The following is a 15,816-nucleotide window of genomic DNA, read 5'->3' on the forward strand; positions in this document are numbered from 1 at the left end:
AAACTGATTTATGACATTGACTTTAATAAAATAAAAGGTGTTCAAAATTGAAGAATGTGATCAACAAGAGTTTCGAAATAAAAGATTATGCCATAAAAGATTCACAGATCAATGGGTTCTGGATGACATTGCTGGACAAGGAAACACTAACAACCGAAATAATCTATAGTCCTGATAAGGATGGGACCTTTGATGCAGGTGAAACAAAAAGGATGATACAGGAGATCACCAGAAAATGTGATGGTTTCAGCTCATTGCTTCCAGAGAACATTAATTGTGAGGTCATTTTCAAAGACCTTGATGACCTGACATATATTGCAGATGAAGGCAACCTTGATGTAGAATACAGGGAAATGGATGAAATAAGGGTTGTTTATAGGTTCCATGTTCAATATCACATTTGATCTTTCAAGGTTTATTTTTTTTAAAATGAGATGTTGGGTCTTGTAGGATCCCTAATGGCTTCTTAAGATCCTAAGCATGTAGAGACATTGCTGTTACAGTGTCATCATGACCGAAGACCAAAATACTCTGTCATGGAAATAGACCATGTCTATATGCCATTGTAAATTTCAAAACTCCTGATCTGTTTTTTTCCAGCATATCAAAAGGTTCTTCAAATTCCATCCTGCCCCCCCCCTAAAGCAATTGCATTGCTTGGCTTCTGGTTGCCGATGAGAGGGGTGCACCAGTGAATTCATGAGATCAAAGAAGAAGAGCTAAAATGGACACGCGAAAGGATACGGGAATCAGAGACCCTCCTGCATAGCGGTTCACCGGACATATCACACGGGCAGATGGCAGATCTGGTTGCAAATCTCAAACTCATTGAAGATGTGCCGGAATGGCCTTTTGAAAGCTTGACCATTGGCATGTGATGGCCGATTTACTGATCCCGCTGGTGTCCTGGTTGGGTGGCCTGCTGATCGAAAGCCTGCTGAAGATCGTTTTTGTAATGTAATAATAGTGGGTGAAATTTAAGTTAACGTATTCAAAATAGGGGGTGTAATTTCAGTCCGAAAATGTCTTTGCAGCCTGAGGGAGTTGATTTTGATGATCGAAGGCAAAAGATACTGCATATGTCTGATTCTAACTGGTAGAAAATGGGATCATCAAAGGGTACTTTGTATTACATGAGACCGAATGCCAGGAGTGATAAGCCGTTTACTCTCAATGCTCATGTAAGGGAAAGGTTGGAGAATTAGGGATCGCGAGATTTTTGCAAATTAAAAAAGAGAAAAAAGAAGAAAGTTCAAGCTTCGTAGAAACGTATTTGAACCAGTTTGCTTCCGTGGTTGTCATACTGCCAGAAGTAAAGTGGGTTTGGATAGAGAGTAGGGTCGTATGTATTTAGCGCTGCCAGATAGTCGAACACCCATACATTGTCCTGGTTTGATAGCATATCAATGGCATTCGGTTCTTCCTGTCCACTTACATAGAATAGGTCTGTAGCATCATCCCATTGTGCTTTTTTAGATTTAGAGACCTGTACGTCCCCTATATCAAAGTAGTAGGTGTTGTTAGCCTGAACCCAGCCGACGATGTTTGTATATCCACCCGGCTTAGCCTTGGCAGCAATGTATACATGATATTTTCCTGGTGCCAGCTGGAATGCACATGTGCCATCATCGAATGCATTTCCATCGATGACATCAAACTCAGCGCCCTGTGTTATGTTTATTCTAATACCAGGAACTACTGTTTCAACTCCCTCGTCCCAAACAGTAATATTAAAATCACTGGTGTTCTCAGGCACGAACATTGTGTGTCCGTTATCATAACCACCACCATTGCCTTTCCAGTCAACATCCTTTCCGATGATGTTCAGGTTGTAGTGTGGTCCATTGAAGTCTGTTCCTGGTTTTGCTGCTTGCACCGATACTGCTAGCCCTGCGCATATAAGCACAGCCAGCACCCCTAATACTAATATTCTTGCTTTCATTTGTACCCACCTCATAAGTAATGAGATAAAATCGATTATGTTGTGGCCATATTTATATATTTAATGGCATAAAAAGTTCAATTTTAAAAATGAATAGCAGCTGCCCATATATGATGTCTGCAGTGTCGAAAGATGCGGATTTTCTAGTGTTCAAAAATGAATGTTGTTAGGATTTAACAGAATACAAATGCTGCCTATCCGGACAGTACATATCCAATTCAAGCTTAATCCGCTGAACAAAATCACAGCAATGAGCTGCAACTACACCGAAGTTTTCTAAGGGTACTTTGTATTACATGAAGCAAAACACCAGGAGTGATAAGCCGTTTACTCTCCATCCTCATGTGAGAGAGAGGTTGGAAAAGTGGGAGGAGATAATTCGAATTTGGTACTGTAAAAAACATCTACTTTGAATTGCATGAAGTACAACGATAAGCGTGATGACCTGTTGTAGTTTCAAATGATGGTTGCAGATCTACAGGGGAACTATCTTCTGATCCAATAGATCTGTTAAACCATCTGGAACAAATCAACAGGATGGGTTTTCAGGTTCATTTGGTATGCTAAATCCAAATGTACTTCCTTTTCCAAGTTCACTTTCTACCCAGACCTCACCACCATGCATTTCAACAAATTTCTTGACAAGAGCAAGGCCAAGCCCTGTACCGCCATATTCTCTTGAGTTTGATGAATCCACTTGGAAGAAAGGCTTGAACAGTTTTTCCTGATCCTCCAGTGAAATACCGATGCCAATATCCTTTACGAAGAAATTAACAGCCTCATCAGAAATTATACCTCCAATGGTCACTGCTCCTCCTTGACCGGTGAACTTTATGGAGTTGTTAACGAGGTTGTAAAGGATATGCTTGAATTTTGGCATGTCTGCTTTTATGGTAGGCTTTTCGATATCGATGTTACATGTCAGGTCGATGCCCTTCTTTTTTGAAAGAGGTGCCATCAATGCTTCTATTTCATCAATAGCATCGGATACCCGGAATTCATTAACATGAAGTTCCATCTCCCCGGTTTCAATGTTTGAGAAATCCAGAAGATCATTGATAAGCTTCAAAAGATGATTTCCATTGTTAAGAACTGTGGATATGTACTTTTTCTGCTGTTCATTCAAAGAGCCGTAATCTTCACTGCAAAGCAGATCCGAGAATCCGATGATCAAAGTAAGAGGAGTTCTTAGCTCATGGTTTATATTTGAGATGAATTCGGTCTTGGCCGTGTTGGCAGCTTCCGCAGCAAGTTTGGCATGGAGCATTGCCTCCTCTGCTTCCTTGCGCTCGGTGATATCCTGGACAATTCCCTGGAAGTGAGTTGCTTGTCCCTTGCCGTTCCTCAGAATAAAGGTCTTTTCACTTACCCATAATAACTTTCCATCCTTTGTTATCAAACGATATTCCGAGGTATAGTTGTCACTGCCATCTTCGCACTTCTCTGTAAGTGTATCCCATACCATTTGATAATCATCGGGATGGACCAGATCACCATAAGTAATTCGTCCAAGTACGAAATCCTCAGCTGAATAACCAAGCTTTGAAACATTCTCAGAAGTATAATCTGCAGGCCAGAAATCCTCTGCCCTCCATAAGAATACCATTGTAGAACTATTGTTTATGATATCTTCCAGAGCCTTCTGTTTCCGAATTGCTTCCTCAAAGGCAAGATCTTTGTTCTTTTGTTCAGTAATATCATCCGCAGTTAGCAGCACAAGTGGTTCATTATTTTGTTGTATCAATGTTGTTGAAATTAAAAAATTAAGTGTTACAGACTTGTTATTGGTTACGATTTCCAATTCGCCTTCCTTTTTGTAAATGCTTTCACCGGTTTCAAAAGTGTGCATTACAGAGTTTCTTACAGTACATTCTGAGCATTCTCTGTTTTTCCCGCAACCTTTGCCTTTGATCGAATTCATACATCCAAACAGTTCACCACCAAGGAGGCCAATACTATCTTTTTTTTCTTTCCCTAATGCAATAGTAGCAGTCCGATTGATGTATTCAACTTTCCCGTCCTGATTAACAAGGATCAAGATCATAGGAATATCCTCAAAAACAGGACTTAAGATCTCAGGATCTACAAACAATTCGGTAGGATCTTTACAAGATTCTTCGACAGCAAATTCACGCTGAATTATATTACTTCCATCCAGATTAGCCCCCTCCATATTCCCTATATATACTGTTGAATTGTTTGTATTATGTCGATATGCTAATTAGTATATTTTATGGTTGTATATATAATCCTACGATTTGATTTTTTGAGCTGTGTAGGCTTAATTTAGTAGTAATTTCCAATAGCAAAAGCAACTTAAAGCAATGCTGTCATAAATTGTTATATTCATTAATAAAGTTTATTGATAGGTATTCATGGTCAAAATGCAAACCCAAAATGTGAAACAAAGAAGCTGGCATATACGAAAAGCTTCAATCGATGATGCAAAAAATCTCAAAAATTGTATGGATCTGGCTTACACAAAGTATCTGGACAGGCTCAAAGGGGAACGACTACCGCCCATGGACGTTGATTATGAAGAGGAGATCACCTATTTCCCTGTCTGGGTCGCAGAATCTGACAAAGAGATAGTCGGTGGCTTGATCTTAATGTTCGAAGATGATTATACTACAATAGGAAATGTGGCGGTACTTCCTGATTTTCAGGGAACGGGTCTAGGCCGGGGGCTAATGGATCTCGCTGAGTCAGAAGCTAAACGCAGAGGCTATTTGGAAATGCGTTTAGCAACTCATGTATTATTGACCGAGAATATTTCTTTTTATCATCATTTGGGGTGGTCAGAGATCAGTCGTGATGATACCCGTGTTTACATGAGAAAAACTATCAATGTTTAACGATCGACTTGAAGTTCGATAATAATTTTTTTAAAGCAGCTTATCTGATGATCGTGTGCTAAATTGCAGACCCATAGTGTTTTTTGAGATAATTATATCCCCCATATTTATGGGGGAAGGAATCCCTTAATTTCCATCAACTATGTTCTCTGTAACTGAAGATTTACAGGAACCACCCGAGCAACTGTAGAGACCCATGGACATGGAATGTTCACCACTAACAAAAAGAGCATTTAAGACCCTGTCTGCAAACCTTCCTGCGACAACCGTAAATGAAGGGGCATTTAGACCAATTACACGACTCATTGTATTTTCACCTGTAACTATAGGATATTCGCAATAATACATAAGGATATCGATATTAATTACTGGAAGTAATAATGCGTTGTTGTTAGTTCCGGCATAGTTCTGACAAGCTTATGTCTTTTATCCCCAGACATCCGCTTGCGGATCATATCCCGAATCCTACGGAACGTTTTTTAAAAAATGTTGTGCAGATACTTCGCACCATCTGGTACACCTTTCTAGCGTTGTATATATCCCCTCTTTTTTATGTGGGGATATTACAAAGAAAATATGGCAACGGTTTATGTGGTAATTACCACAACCCAGTTACTGCTTAAAAGAACAGCTCTATATTTCTGCAAAGTTGGACACATCCCAAAATATCAAATAGTTATCCCTCATTTTACAAAAGGGAGTGGTATTAAATGGAAGAAAGAGATGACAAATTATTACGTGCCCAGGAACGAGTAAAGGAACTCAAAAAGTTCTACAACCATCTGGCAGTATACTTGGTGATTATGGTCGTGCTATTTTTTATCGACTATTCTGATGGGGGAAGCTGGTGGGTTCACTGGCCGATCATTGGATGGGGAATTTTTGTAGTGCTACAAGGAATTAGTGTGAGCAAATTCGGTAAAGGTTGGGAAGATAAGAAGATCAAAGAGATCATGGAAAAAGAAGAAAAAGAATGAGCTCTCCCTTAATGGTGCCCATCCTCCGACTCAACTTATTCAGGATAAGATCCACGGCTAATTAGAATTAAAATCTACATTGTGGTCTACTGTTTCAACGGCAAATGTCCTTAGTGGATTCAGGGGATTTAATGCGGGCAAGGAATGGAAGAAGATGAGGTTCTCTAAGGGCACTTTGCATTATATGAAACAAAATGCCAAGGGTGATAAGCCATTTACTCTTAATGCTCATGTGAGGGGGAGGTTGAAGAATATTTAAATCTAAATTTTAAGAGTTCGGTATTTTTGTGGATCCGGGCAATTCGGGAAGGGAGAAGAAAAGAAAAGAAAGGTTGATACAGGGTACTATTGTGATATAAAAATCATAATATATAGAAATCCTCTTCAATAAGAATGCAAATATATAATATGATGTTGGAAAAATCCAAACGATATGCAACTATCATTAGGGTATTTTTGAAGTACAACCTGTTTTCACTTCTATATAAGGATATTCATAAAGATCACATTTCCAACAAGAAATGCACATGTGCTTTAGATTTAAAAAATAGGAGTAATGCTACAAAGCTCCGTCTTGCTTTTGAGGAACTTGGACCAAGTTTTATAAAATTGGGCCAGATGTTGAGCAAGCGTCCTGATTTAGTACCATACGCATACATACTGGAACTCGAAAAATTGCAGGACAACGTCAAGCCTCTTGACTTTGATAAGATGCGTGAATCCTTTGAAACGGAGTGCATCTGCGAGATGGGGAAGGGAGACCACAAACACCATCCGACCTGTTACCATTGTAATGATATATTGGATATATTCGATGAACTTGATACAACACCAATAGCAAGTGCATCAATAGGTCAGGTATACCAAGGTTTTCTTAATGGAAAGAAGGTTGCCGTGAAGATTGCACGTCCAAACCTAATTGATACAATAAATTTAGATCTCGAAATAATCAATGATCTAAAACCAATTTTAATGAAATTAATGGGAGTCGGAGATAACTTTGATTCTGATATATTTCTTTGGGAATTCCGAGAAATGCTGCATAATGAGCTTGATTACAAAATAGAAGCTATGAACATGATGCGCTTCCACGAGAATTTTGAAGAAGTAGAAGATGTAATAATTCCAACAGTTTACCTCGATTACTGTAGAGAAAGTGTACTGGTCATGGATTTTGTAGAAGGGACCCTGGTTAAAGATTTAGGTGACATCGACCAGGAAATGAAAACTCGATATGTCCAACTTATAAGCTCAAGTTACCTGAAGCAGGTATATTTAGATGGGTTCTACCATGCCGATCCACATGGAGGGAACATTGTAGTTAAAGATGGTACGATAGCATTCATTGATTTTGGTGCAGTCGGTAAGATCGATGGTGAGTTAAGGCGCAATATGTTGAACCTGTTCTATGCTATAAACAAAAAGAAAGTGGATATGGCAGCAGATGCGTTTTTGAAAATTGGTAAGCTGAACAAAGAGGATATCGATATTTCAAGATTTAAGTGGGATATTGATGAACTAATCACAAAACAGCATCGAGGTATTGGGGAGCGTAAAAGCGATAATTATGCACTTCTTGCTTTGAAATACAACATGTCTCTTCCAAGTGCATTTTCTACACTCGAACGCGCACTTATACTTGTTGAAGCGGTCTGTCTTAACCTTGATCCAAACTACAATATCATGGACGAAGCACGTCCAATCATATCCAAAGCTCTAAAAGAACGTTATTCGCCAACGCATGCAGTTGAGTTCGTCCAAATGGAAGGCGATGAATATATAGAAATATTCAAAAACCTACCGTCCGGGATTAATGACGTGATTGAAACTATTCGCGGATACAAACTTGAAAGGTTAGAAGCCAAGAGCAATACTCTCAAAAGGTACCGCATACTTGGAGAATCGCTGAGATACGCATTACTAATAGTTTTGATACTCTCATCTGTATATTTGATCATCCAGGGAGATTTCAGTTCTTTGGGGGTTGTTGGGTTTTTTGTATCACTGATTATGAGTGCCTATACATTGAGAAGCTCTTTATGACAAAAACAGCAAACGTGGGGTTTGGTTACCCCACCTTAAAAGCAGATTGATCGATCAAAGTGTTTTCAGATAGTCAATTAGATCTTCAATGTCTGCATCTGACATGTCCCACTTTGGCATTGTGTAATCAAGTTCCTCGCCAGAGGGATCCTTACCTTCTCTTATAGCGATCTTGATCGTTTCATCGGTGTATGGAGGATGTTCCTCATGTTCATCCTCATGCTCTTCTTCAGCAGTCAGAGTTTCATAGGTTATATCCGGAGGAATCACAGTACCCATCATGATTGGTACTCCACCTTTTCCATTTCCATGACAGCTTACACAACTACCACCATGAACATAAAGCCAATGGGGCCCACCACTAACCGGTATTTGTTGTTCATTCTCATTAAAACCGGTATAATAGATCATTTCTCCATTAGAGTCAAATTCTGTAATAATATTGGAATCCAATGATGGATCATATTGATCAGGATATATGAATCCAGGCTCATTCCATCCATACTCCTGATGTGGCATGTTGTAAGGATCAGTCCTTTCGTTCACACATCCAGCTATCATTAGTACTATTCCAATCAAAATAAATGTCATGACAATTCTTCTTGCCAAAATTGAATTCCCCCACTTTTTTACATTTTATCGATCACAGCAATTTGTTATACAAAAATGCGAAAGCATCACTATTGCAGCTATCACAGCTAACGATAATCCAAATGCAGATGGTGTCTAAAAGCATCGCCGTTAAATCGAGAGTTACTTTTTTTAGATAGCTATATCCCTGAAAGATCATGCGGGGATATATACAACGCTAGAAAAGTGTACGAGGTCGTGTGAAGCTTGAAGTTGTATTGGTTGTTGATATACATATACTCCTAAGGAAAAAAATAGTAAGACCAGTACCTATTATTGAGATGAATTGACCAAACCAGATAAAAAGGAATTTGGAATAAAGATCTGTGGATTCATTTGTCATTTTATCGCCATTTTATTTTTTGTAAAAAAAGCTTTACATGAATCCTCAGTTAGCCTCAACAGCAAGGTGGTCTTTCGAAAAAAACATCTCTTTGTCTAATGCAATAATAACAGCGGCAACAACAATGAGAACCACAGTTTCAATACACTTTGTCGTCTGAGATATATTCAGCATTTCCTGTGAGATATTGACAAGAAAGTGAAAGAGAATCGCCGCGGGAATACTTTTTCCATTTTTAATGCAGATCCAACTGATAAGCACTCCCATTGGAATGATGCTGACAAAAAAATTCACAGCAAACCAGATGTTTTGGTGAAAAATCTCATATTGATAGGAGTTATTGACAAATATCAGCGGAAAGTGCCAGACCGACCAGAGTATACCGAAAATAATCGATGCTTTAAAGTAGGTGTACCGGCTCTGCAGACTGTCAAAGGCATACCCCCTCCATCCAAGCTCTTCTAAACCTGCGGCAAGCACAAGAAGAAGCAACACAGGGACAAATCCTGATGAAAAAGAGAAACCTTCGGAAAATTGAAACTGCGAAATCGATCCCCCAAATGGAAGAGAAAGAAAGATAGATGCTACAACAGAAATCGGCATTATCAATAAAATTGCTGGTAGCATTTTTAGCTGTATTAGTCTCGGATTGATAAGACGGTTGATAAAATCCTTTTTTAAATCTGAATTTTTAGACGCAAAAATCATAACAAGCGAGATAAGAAAAGGTGCCATCAGTCCAAGCAGCAGAAATATCATATACAGTCCGCTTTTATCATCAAGGAAACTTACATACGCCCCTACAAACAAGAGGGCAAATGTCGCAAGAAACATCATAGAAAAATAGAATAGTGGTTTGTACTTATAGTTAGAAATCATTCGTTCCTCCAAATTTTAACGCTGATAGCTTTATTCATTTATATTCTATTAAATTAAATTGTAGCAGTATTACAAGATATAATTTCCGATTGGAAACCATTTCGTCCAATCATAGTAGAGATGTATAACAACAAAACAGAGTTAGGTGGCAGACCGAACCTTGATGAAATAGTCATGCTCAAGATGTTAGTATTACAACAATGACATGGCTTATCTGATCCTGAACTTGAAAGACAGGCAACTGATAGAATTTCTTTTAGGAAATTCTTGGGTCATACTACTGTTTGGACATTTAGAGAACGAATTGCTCAATCAGGAAATGAAGATGAAATCTGGAATGAAATGCAAAGACAACTTGATAAAAAAGGTCTGAAGATCAAGCAAGGTATGATTCAGGATGCAACATTCATACATGCAGACCCAGGACATGCAAGTCTTGACACTCCTCGCGGAAATGAAGCAAAGACCAGACGATCTGAAGATGGTACATATCGCAGATCAGAGATCTGCGAGAGTTCCAGATGTACCATCTGGAACATGGACAAAAAAGGCATTTCAATCGCATTTTGGATATAAGCTACACACAATTGTAGATACTGATTATGATCTGATAAGAAGATTTAGAACGACTACTGCTTCAGTTCATGATAGTAAGATTGATCTTTCTGAGGAAGGATAAGTTGTTTACAGAGATATAGGTTATTTTGGTGCAACTTCAAAAGCCTATGATGCAACTATGCGAGTGGAGTGCGAGGGAATCCAATTGGTATTAGGAACAAGTTGAGAAACAAAAGAATAAGCAAGAAAAGATCAAAGGGAGAGCGACAATATTCTGTTATAAAAACGGTGTTTGGAGCAGGGTTTGTAAGTATAACAACTTTGGCAAGAGTAAATATCAAAATGATTATGACAGCATTCAGTTATAATCTATATCAATTGAGAACAATAAGAAGAAAATCGTTAGGATGAATAGCGGTAGCTATATGCAAAAAGTGAAAATGTATATAGATGGATAAGAAAGAACTGCCGAATGCAGAGATAAATGCTCGGAAGTAAGCAGGATTTTTTTGTATTACAAAAAATCAGCAGTTAATCGCAATTCTCTTATATTTAAATTTATATTCTAAGTTACAACGTAACAACTTTTTACTTGTTATCCTAAAATCATTATTGGAAGCTGGAATATGGATGAAATTGACAAAAACGATCTGAGTGAAAGGGATATTTGTACTAAATTCATCACTCCGGCTATCGATAAAGCAGGATGGAATCTTCATACACAGGTACGTGAGGAAGTACCACTTACTAATGGGAGAGTAATTGTCAGTGGTCAGACAGTTTCCCGTGGCAAGAACAAACGTGCTGATTATATTCTATATCATAAACCCAATATTCCAATTGCTGTTGTTGAAGCAAAGAAGAACAAGTTTGAGGTTGGAGAAGGCATGCAGCAGGCCCTTGGCTATGCTGATATGGTCGATGTACCTTTTGCTTTCAGCTCCAATGGTGATGCTTTTCTTTTCCATGATCGTTCAGGAAACTCCGATAAGATCGAACAGGAACTTTCTCTTGAACAATTCCCATCACCTGAGGAACTATGGGAATCTTACTGCAGGTGGAAAGGAATTGATAATGCTGACAATAAATTGGTTGAACAGGAGTTCCATAATGATTTTACGGGCAAAACGCCACGCTATTATCAGCTAAATGCGATTAACCGAACAATTGATGCCATCTCGAAGGGTCAGGACCGCATTTTGTTAGTTATGGCAACCGGAACTGGCAAGACATATACAGCTTTTCAGATCATCTGGAGATTGTGGAAATCCAGAGCGAAAAAACGAATTCTTTTCCTTGCGGACAGGAATATTCTGATAAATCAGGCTAAGACCAAGGACTTCAAACCGTTTGGTTCTGCAATGACAAGAATAGAGAAAAGGCAGGTTGATAAATCCTATGAGATCTATCTTTCATTGTATCAGGCTGTAACCGGCAGTGAAGAAGAGAAGAACATCTATAAGCAATTCTCAAGGGATTTCTTTGACCTTGTTGTTGTGGACGAATGCCACCGTGGAAGTGCTGATGAGAATTCTGCCTGGCGAGATATTCTGGAATACTTTGATTCGGCTACACAGATCGGAATGACAGCTACTCCAAAGGAAACGGAGACTGTATCCAATATTCACTATTTCGGTGAGCCGATCTATACCTATTCGCTTAAGCAGGGAATTGAAGACGGCTTCCTTGCTCCCTACAAAGTCATTCGTATCGACCTTGACAAGGACATTCAGGGATGGAGACCTCAAAAAGGGAAACGGGACAAATATGGCAGAGAAATAATCGACCGTATCTATAATCAACAGGATTTCGACCGCGAGATCGTCCTCGACAAGAGGACTGAAGTGGTCGCTAAAAAGGTTACCGAGCTTCTAAAGGCAACTGACAGGTATGGCAAAACCATAGTCTTTTGTGAAAATATCGATCATGCTGAAAGGATGCGACAGGCTATTGTAAATGAAAATCCGGATCTTGCACAGGACAGCAAGTATGTGATGAGAATTACCGGGGATGAAAAAGAAGGAAAGGCTGAACTGGACAATTTCATTATTCCCGAAAACCGTTATCCTGTGATTGCTACTACTTCCAAACTTCTTACCACCGGGGTAGATGTCCAGACGTGCAAATTGATCGTTCTTGATAAGCAGATCAAGTCTATGACCGAGTTCAAGCAGATAATCGGGCGTGGAACCCGTATCAATGAAGACTATGACAAGTTCTACTTTACGATAATGGATTTCAGGAAGGCAACTGAGCTGTTCGCTGACCCCGATTTCGACGGTGAACCGGTCGAGGTTTACAAAGGATCAGGAACTAAACCACTTCGCCCAAATATGCCAACCCAGAAGATCAAACCTTATAAGGTCGATGATGTGGGCGTTTCCGTCATTGCGGAGAGAGTACAGTACTACGGTTCTGACGGGAAGCTGGTAACGGAATCCATCAAGGATTACACTAAAAATACTATGCTTAAGGAATTCTCATCTCTTGATCTATTCTTAAAGCACTGGTCAGATATCGGAAAGAAGACCGCCATACTTGAGGAGCTTGAGGACAAAGGCCTGCTACTGGATGCACTTGCAGAGGAGGTCGGCAGAAATTATGACCCATTCGACATGATCTGCCATGTGGTGTTCGACCAGCCGCCATTGAGCCGCAAGCAGAGGGCGAACAATGTTCGCAGGACTGGCTATTTTGAAAAATACGAAGAGAATGCACGTGCTGTTCTTGATGCTCTGCTGGACAAGTATGCAGATGAAGGTATAAGGAACCTTGAGGATCTCGATGTTCTAAGGGTGAAACCATTGAGCGATATCGGAACACCGATCGAGATCATCAAGCTTTTCGGCAACAAGAACAATTTCCTTGAAGCTGTGGCTGAAATGGAAACACAATTATACCTTGCTGATGCTTAATCTCTGAGAAGAGCAGGAAGAGGGAAAAACGATGTCAATTAGCACTACTATCAAGACTATACAGGATATTATGCGAAAGGACGCTGGTGTGGATGGGGATGCACAGCGTATCAGTCAGCTTGTATGGATGCTTTTCCTAAAAATATACGATGACAGGGAAGAAGAATATGAGGCGATGGAAGACAACTATGTATCTCCTCTCCCTGAGCGTTTGAGGTGGAGAAACTGGGCAAAGAATGCAGAAGGTATTACCGGTGAAGAACTGCTGGACTTCGTGAACAACGATCTTTTCAAGACCCTGAAAGACCTTTCGTTTACTGAGAACTCAGACCCACGCGGGTTTGTAGTGCGTGATGTTTTTGAAGATTCCTACAACTATATGAAAAACGGTACTCTGATACGTCAGATGGCTAACAAGATCAATGAGATCGATTTTAACGCTTCCAATGACCGCCATCTTTTCGGAGATGTGTATGAGAAGATCCTGAAAGACCTCCAGAGTGCAGGAAATGCCGGCGAGTTCTACACCCCAAGGGCTGTTACCGAGTTCATGGTGCAGATGGTAAACCCGAAGATCGGAGAAAAGCTACTGGATCCTGCCTGTGGTACCGGCGGTTTCCTGACATCCTCTATTGAGCACCTGCGCGAGAAAGTAAACACCGTTGAGGATGAAGAAGCCCTGCAAAACTCCATTCATGGCGTTGAAAAGAAGCCGCTTCCTCACCTGCTCTGCATTACCAATATGCTTCTGCACGGCATCGAGAACCCCGCACAGATCCACAGGGACAACTCCCTTGCAAGACCTCTGAGGGACTACAAATCATCTGACAAAGTGGACGTTATCATAACCAATCCTCCCTTCGGAGGAACCGAAGAAGACGGAATTGAAACCGGCTTCCCTTCAGCATACCAGACAAGAGAAACAGCCGACCTTTTCCTTGTGCTTATCACCCACCTGCTAAGGGACAACGGACGTGGTGCGATCGTCCTTCCTGACGGAACATTATTCGGAGAAGGTGTCAAGACCCGCATAAAAGAGAAGTTGCTCAATGAATGCAACCTTCACACCATTGTACGCCTCCCAAACGGCGTATTCAGCCCCTACACAGGCATCAAGACAAACCTCCTGTTCTTCACCAAAGGAGAGCCTACAAAAGACATCTGGTACTACGAACACCCCTACCCCGCTGGCTACAAGTCCTACTCCAAGACAAAACCCATGCGAATTCAGGAGTTCGAACCAGAAAAAGCCTGGTGGAACAACCGCGAGGAAACCGAATTCGCCTGGAAGGTCACCATAGACGAGATCAAGGCAAACAACTACAACCTCGACATCAAGAACCCCCACGAAGAAGCCATAGACCACGGCGACCCCGAAGAACTCCTCGAGGACTACAAAACCCTCCTCTCCGAGATCTCCGAAACTCGCAACTCCCTGAAAGCAGAACTCATGGCAGCCCTCGAAGGTAAGAACGCATGAACCCCGAACTCTTTTTCGAAAATTTTGAGTTGCTTGCAGAGTCGCCTAACGGCATCCAGAAGCTTCGTGAGATGATCCTGCAGATGGCTGTGCAAGGTAAGCTTGTAGTGCAGGATCCTGATGATGAGCCGGCAGAGGTGTTGTTAGAGAGGATTAAGGCTGAGAAAGAGAGGTTGGTTAAGGAGAAGAAGATAAAAAAACAAGAAGAATTGCCACTTCTTGACAACGAAGATGTTCCTTATGAGATCCCAAAAAACTGGAATTGGACATATTTAGGACAAATCGGTCAGATTGTTGGTGGTGGAACCCCTAAAACAAATAATCCCGATTATTTTTCAGAAAATGAAATATCTTGGTTAACTCCTGCTGATTTGTACAGCTTGAAAAAGAAATATATTGGCAAGGGGAAAAGAGACATAACTGAAATAGGATTAAAAAATAGTTCTACACAACTAATGCCAACAGGAACTGTTCTTTTTTCAAGTCGTGCTCCAATTGGATATGTTGCAATTGCATCAAATGATCTAGCGACAAATCAGGGATTCAAATCTTGTGTTCCTTTCATTATGGAAATGAACGAATACATATATTATTTCTTAAAATCAGCTGTTAAAGAAATCGAAAATAATGCTTCTGGAACAACTTTCAAAGAAGTATCTGGAAAAATTGTTAGCCAGATAAAGTTTCCACTCCCACCTCTCGAAGAACAAAAACGCATTGTAGCCAAAGTAGACCAGCTCATGGCACTATGCGACCAGCTTGAATCACTGCAGCAAAAGAAGAACGAAAGCTGCATTCAGTTAAACAATTCAGCACTCAACAAAATGCTCGATGCCGGCAGCCCTGAAGGATTTGCAGAACACTGGCAGCTTGTTTGTGAGAACTTTGATCTGCTCTATGACGATCTGGATAATGTGGAGAAGCTTAAGCAGGCGATATTGCAGCTTGCAGTGCAGGGTAAGCTTGTGGAGCAGGATGTGCGTGATGAGCCTGCAGGGGTGCTGTTTGAAAACATTAGAAATGAAAAAGATGCATTCTCAAAAATAAACCATATCAAGCTACCTAAATTCAGTAGTTCCCTAATTTTTTCTCATTTTTGTCTTAGCTCCACTATGTCTCACCTCAAACATTCCACCACTGTCTGAATCCTTAACTTTCTCCTCAGCCATTCCTCTATCAAGAGAATGAACCTAT

At 40.3% G+C, this 15,816-nt stretch carries 13 protein-coding genes and 2 pseudogenes; 9 read left to right on the plus strand and 6 right to left on the minus strand.

Annotated features, from left to right (window positions below):
- The first annotated feature begins 56 nt into the window (after positions 1-56).
- Entirely contained in the window at positions 57-404 is a 348-nt protein-coding gene (locus tag E7X56_RS11065; protein WP_244603509.1) for a hypothetical protein, read from the plus strand.
- A gap of 293 nt (positions 405-697) precedes the next feature.
- On the opposite strand, the gene E7X56_RS11865 is transcribed toward E7X56_RS11065, so the two are convergent.
- The 3 genes from E7X56_RS11865 to E7X56_RS11080 form a co-directional block, all read right to left on the minus strand.
- Positions 698-874 carry a hypothetical protein gene (locus E7X56_RS11865; protein ID WP_167879532.1) on the minus strand — a complete coding sequence of 59 codons (177 nt, stop codon included), beginning with the start codon at positions 872-874 and terminating at the stop codon, positions 698-700.
- Between the two features lie 378 nt (positions 875-1,252).
- Positions 1,253-1,942 carry a hypothetical protein gene (locus tag E7X56_RS11075; RefSeq protein WP_135606807.1) on the minus strand — a complete coding sequence of 230 codons (690 nt, stop codon included), beginning with the start codon at positions 1,940-1,942 and terminating at the stop codon, positions 1,253-1,255.
- Positions 1,943-2,471: 529 nt separating this feature from the next.
- The gene (locus E7X56_RS11080; protein WP_135606808.1) at positions 2,472-4,115 is read right to left on the minus strand and encodes an ATP-binding protein; all 1,644 of its coding nucleotides are present in this window, start codon (positions 4,113-4,115) and stop codon (positions 2,472-2,474) included.
- Between the two features lie 292 nt (positions 4,116-4,407).
- Between E7X56_RS11080 and E7X56_RS11085 the strand changes: the two genes are divergently transcribed.
- Entirely contained in the window at positions 4,408-4,797 is a 390-nt protein-coding gene (locus E7X56_RS11085) for a GNAT family N-acetyltransferase (RefSeq protein WP_167879533.1), read from the plus strand.
- A gap of 126 nt (positions 4,798-4,923) precedes the next feature.
- On the opposite strand, the gene E7X56_RS11090 is transcribed toward E7X56_RS11085, so the two are convergent.
- Entirely contained in the window at positions 4,924-5,103 is a 180-nt protein-coding gene (locus E7X56_RS11090; RefSeq protein WP_091689776.1) for a hypothetical protein, read from the minus strand.
- A gap of 404 nt (positions 5,104-5,507) precedes the next feature.
- Here E7X56_RS11090 and E7X56_RS11095 point away from each other — a divergent pair, with 404 nt between their 5' ends.
- The 3 genes and pseudogenes from E7X56_RS11095 to E7X56_RS11105 all read left to right on the plus strand — a co-directional run bounded on the left by E7X56_RS11095 (position 5,508) and on the right by E7X56_RS11105 (position 7,817).
- The gene (locus E7X56_RS11095) at positions 5,508-5,774 is read left to right on the plus strand and encodes a 2TM domain-containing protein (protein WP_091689777.1); all 267 of its coding nucleotides are present in this window, start codon (positions 5,508-5,510) and stop codon (positions 5,772-5,774) included.
- A gap of 142 nt (positions 5,775-5,916) precedes the next feature.
- Positions 5,917-6,033, plus strand: a pseudogene (locus tag E7X56_RS12120) (CRISPR-associated protein Cas1); the annotation flags it as partial.
- Between the two features lie 134 nt (positions 6,034-6,167).
- Positions 6,168-7,817 (plus strand): AarF/ABC1/UbiB kinase family protein, encoded by a 1,650-nt coding sequence (locus E7X56_RS11105; RefSeq protein ID WP_244603507.1) that lies wholly within the window; start codon positions 6,168-6,170, stop codon positions 7,815-7,817.
- Between the two features lie 54 nt (positions 7,818-7,871).
- On the opposite strand, the gene E7X56_RS11110 is transcribed toward E7X56_RS11105, so the two are convergent.
- The gene (locus tag E7X56_RS11110; RefSeq protein WP_244603508.1) at positions 7,872-8,426 is read right to left on the minus strand and encodes a cytochrome c; all 555 of its coding nucleotides are present in this window, start codon (positions 8,424-8,426) and stop codon (positions 7,872-7,874) included.
- A gap of 409 nt (positions 8,427-8,835) precedes the next feature.
- On the minus strand, positions 8,836-9,669 hold the full coding sequence (gene mmrce1, locus E7X56_RS11115) for an MmRce1 family CPBP family CAAX prenyl protease (protein WP_135606817.1): 834 nt from the start codon (positions 9,667-9,669) through the stop codon (positions 8,836-8,838).
- Positions 9,670-9,726: 57 nt separating this feature from the next.
- Here mmrce1 and E7X56_RS11120 point away from each other — a divergent pair.
- The 4 genes and pseudogenes from E7X56_RS11120 (at position 9,727) to E7X56_RS11135 (ending at position 15,767) form a co-directional block, all read left to right on the plus strand.
- A pseudogene (locus tag E7X56_RS11120) lies at positions 9,727-10,638 on the plus strand (IS5 family transposase).
- Positions 10,639-10,853: 215 nt separating this feature from the next.
- Positions 10,854-13,142: an EcoAI/FtnUII family type I restriction enzme subunit R gene (hsdR, locus tag E7X56_RS11125; protein ID WP_210409275.1), complete on the plus strand. Its 2,289-nt coding sequence runs from the start codon at positions 10,854-10,856 to the stop codon at positions 13,140-13,142.
- A gap of 31 nt (positions 13,143-13,173) precedes the next feature.
- Positions 13,174-14,622, plus strand: a complete 1,449-nt coding sequence (locus E7X56_RS11130; protein ID WP_135606810.1) for a class I SAM-dependent DNA methyltransferase — start codon at positions 13,174-13,176, stop codon at positions 14,620-14,622.
- Positions 14,619-15,767 (plus strand): restriction endonuclease subunit S, encoded by a 1,149-nt coding sequence (locus E7X56_RS11135; RefSeq protein ID WP_135606811.1) that lies wholly within the window; start codon positions 14,619-14,621, stop codon positions 15,765-15,767. Before E7X56_RS11130 ends, E7X56_RS11135 begins: the two co-directional genes overlap by 4 nt.
- Positions 15,768-15,816 lie beyond the last annotated feature (49 nt).

The sequence above is a fragment of the Methanococcoides sp. NM1 genome (assembly GCF_900774285.1).
Taxonomy (GTDB): domain Archaea; phylum Halobacteriota; class Methanosarcinia; order Methanosarcinales; family Methanosarcinaceae; genus Methanococcoides; species Methanococcoides vulcani.

What these genes read in the sequence shown, in the direction of transcription:
- E7X56_RS11085 (WP_167879533.1), top strand. Translation starts at nt 4,408, where the DNA reads ATGGATCTGGCTTACACAAAGTATCTGGACAGGCTCAAAGGGGAACGA.
- E7X56_RS11075 (WP_135606807.1), bottom strand. Translation starts at nt 1,942, where the DNA reads ATGAAAGCAAGAATATTAGTATTAGGGGTGCTGGCTGTGCTTATATGC.
- E7X56_RS11865 (WP_167879532.1), bottom strand. Translation starts at nt 874, where the DNA reads ATGCCAATGGTCAAGCTTTCAAAAGGCCATTCCGGCACATCTTCAATG.
- E7X56_RS11105 (WP_244603507.1), top strand. Translation starts at nt 6,168, where the DNA reads ATGCAAATATATAATATGATGTTGGAAAAATCCAAACGATATGCAACT.
- hsdR (WP_210409275.1), top strand. Translation starts at nt 10,854, where the DNA reads ATGGATGAAATTGACAAAAACGATCTGAGTGAAAGGGATATTTGTACT.
- E7X56_RS11095 (WP_091689777.1), top strand. Translation starts at nt 5,508, where the DNA reads ATGGAAGAAAGAGATGACAAATTATTACGTGCCCAGGAACGAGTAAAG.
- E7X56_RS11090 (WP_091689776.1), bottom strand. Translation starts at nt 5,103, where the DNA reads ATGAGTCGTGTAATTGGTCTAAATGCCCCTTCATTTACGGTTGTCGCA.
- E7X56_RS11130 (WP_135606810.1), top strand. Translation starts at nt 13,174, where the DNA reads ATGTCAATTAGCACTACTATCAAGACTATACAGGATATTATGCGAAAG.
- mmrce1 (WP_135606817.1), bottom strand. Translation starts at nt 9,669, where the DNA reads ATGATTTCTAACTATAAGTACAAACCACTATTCTATTTTTCTATGATG.
- E7X56_RS11135 (WP_135606811.1), top strand. Translation starts at nt 14,619, where the DNA reads ATGAACCCCGAACTCTTTTTCGAAAATTTTGAGTTGCTTGCAGAGTCG.
- E7X56_RS11080 (WP_135606808.1), bottom strand. Translation starts at nt 4,115, where the DNA reads ATGGAGGGGGCTAATCTGGATGGAAGTAATATAATTCAGCGTGAATTT.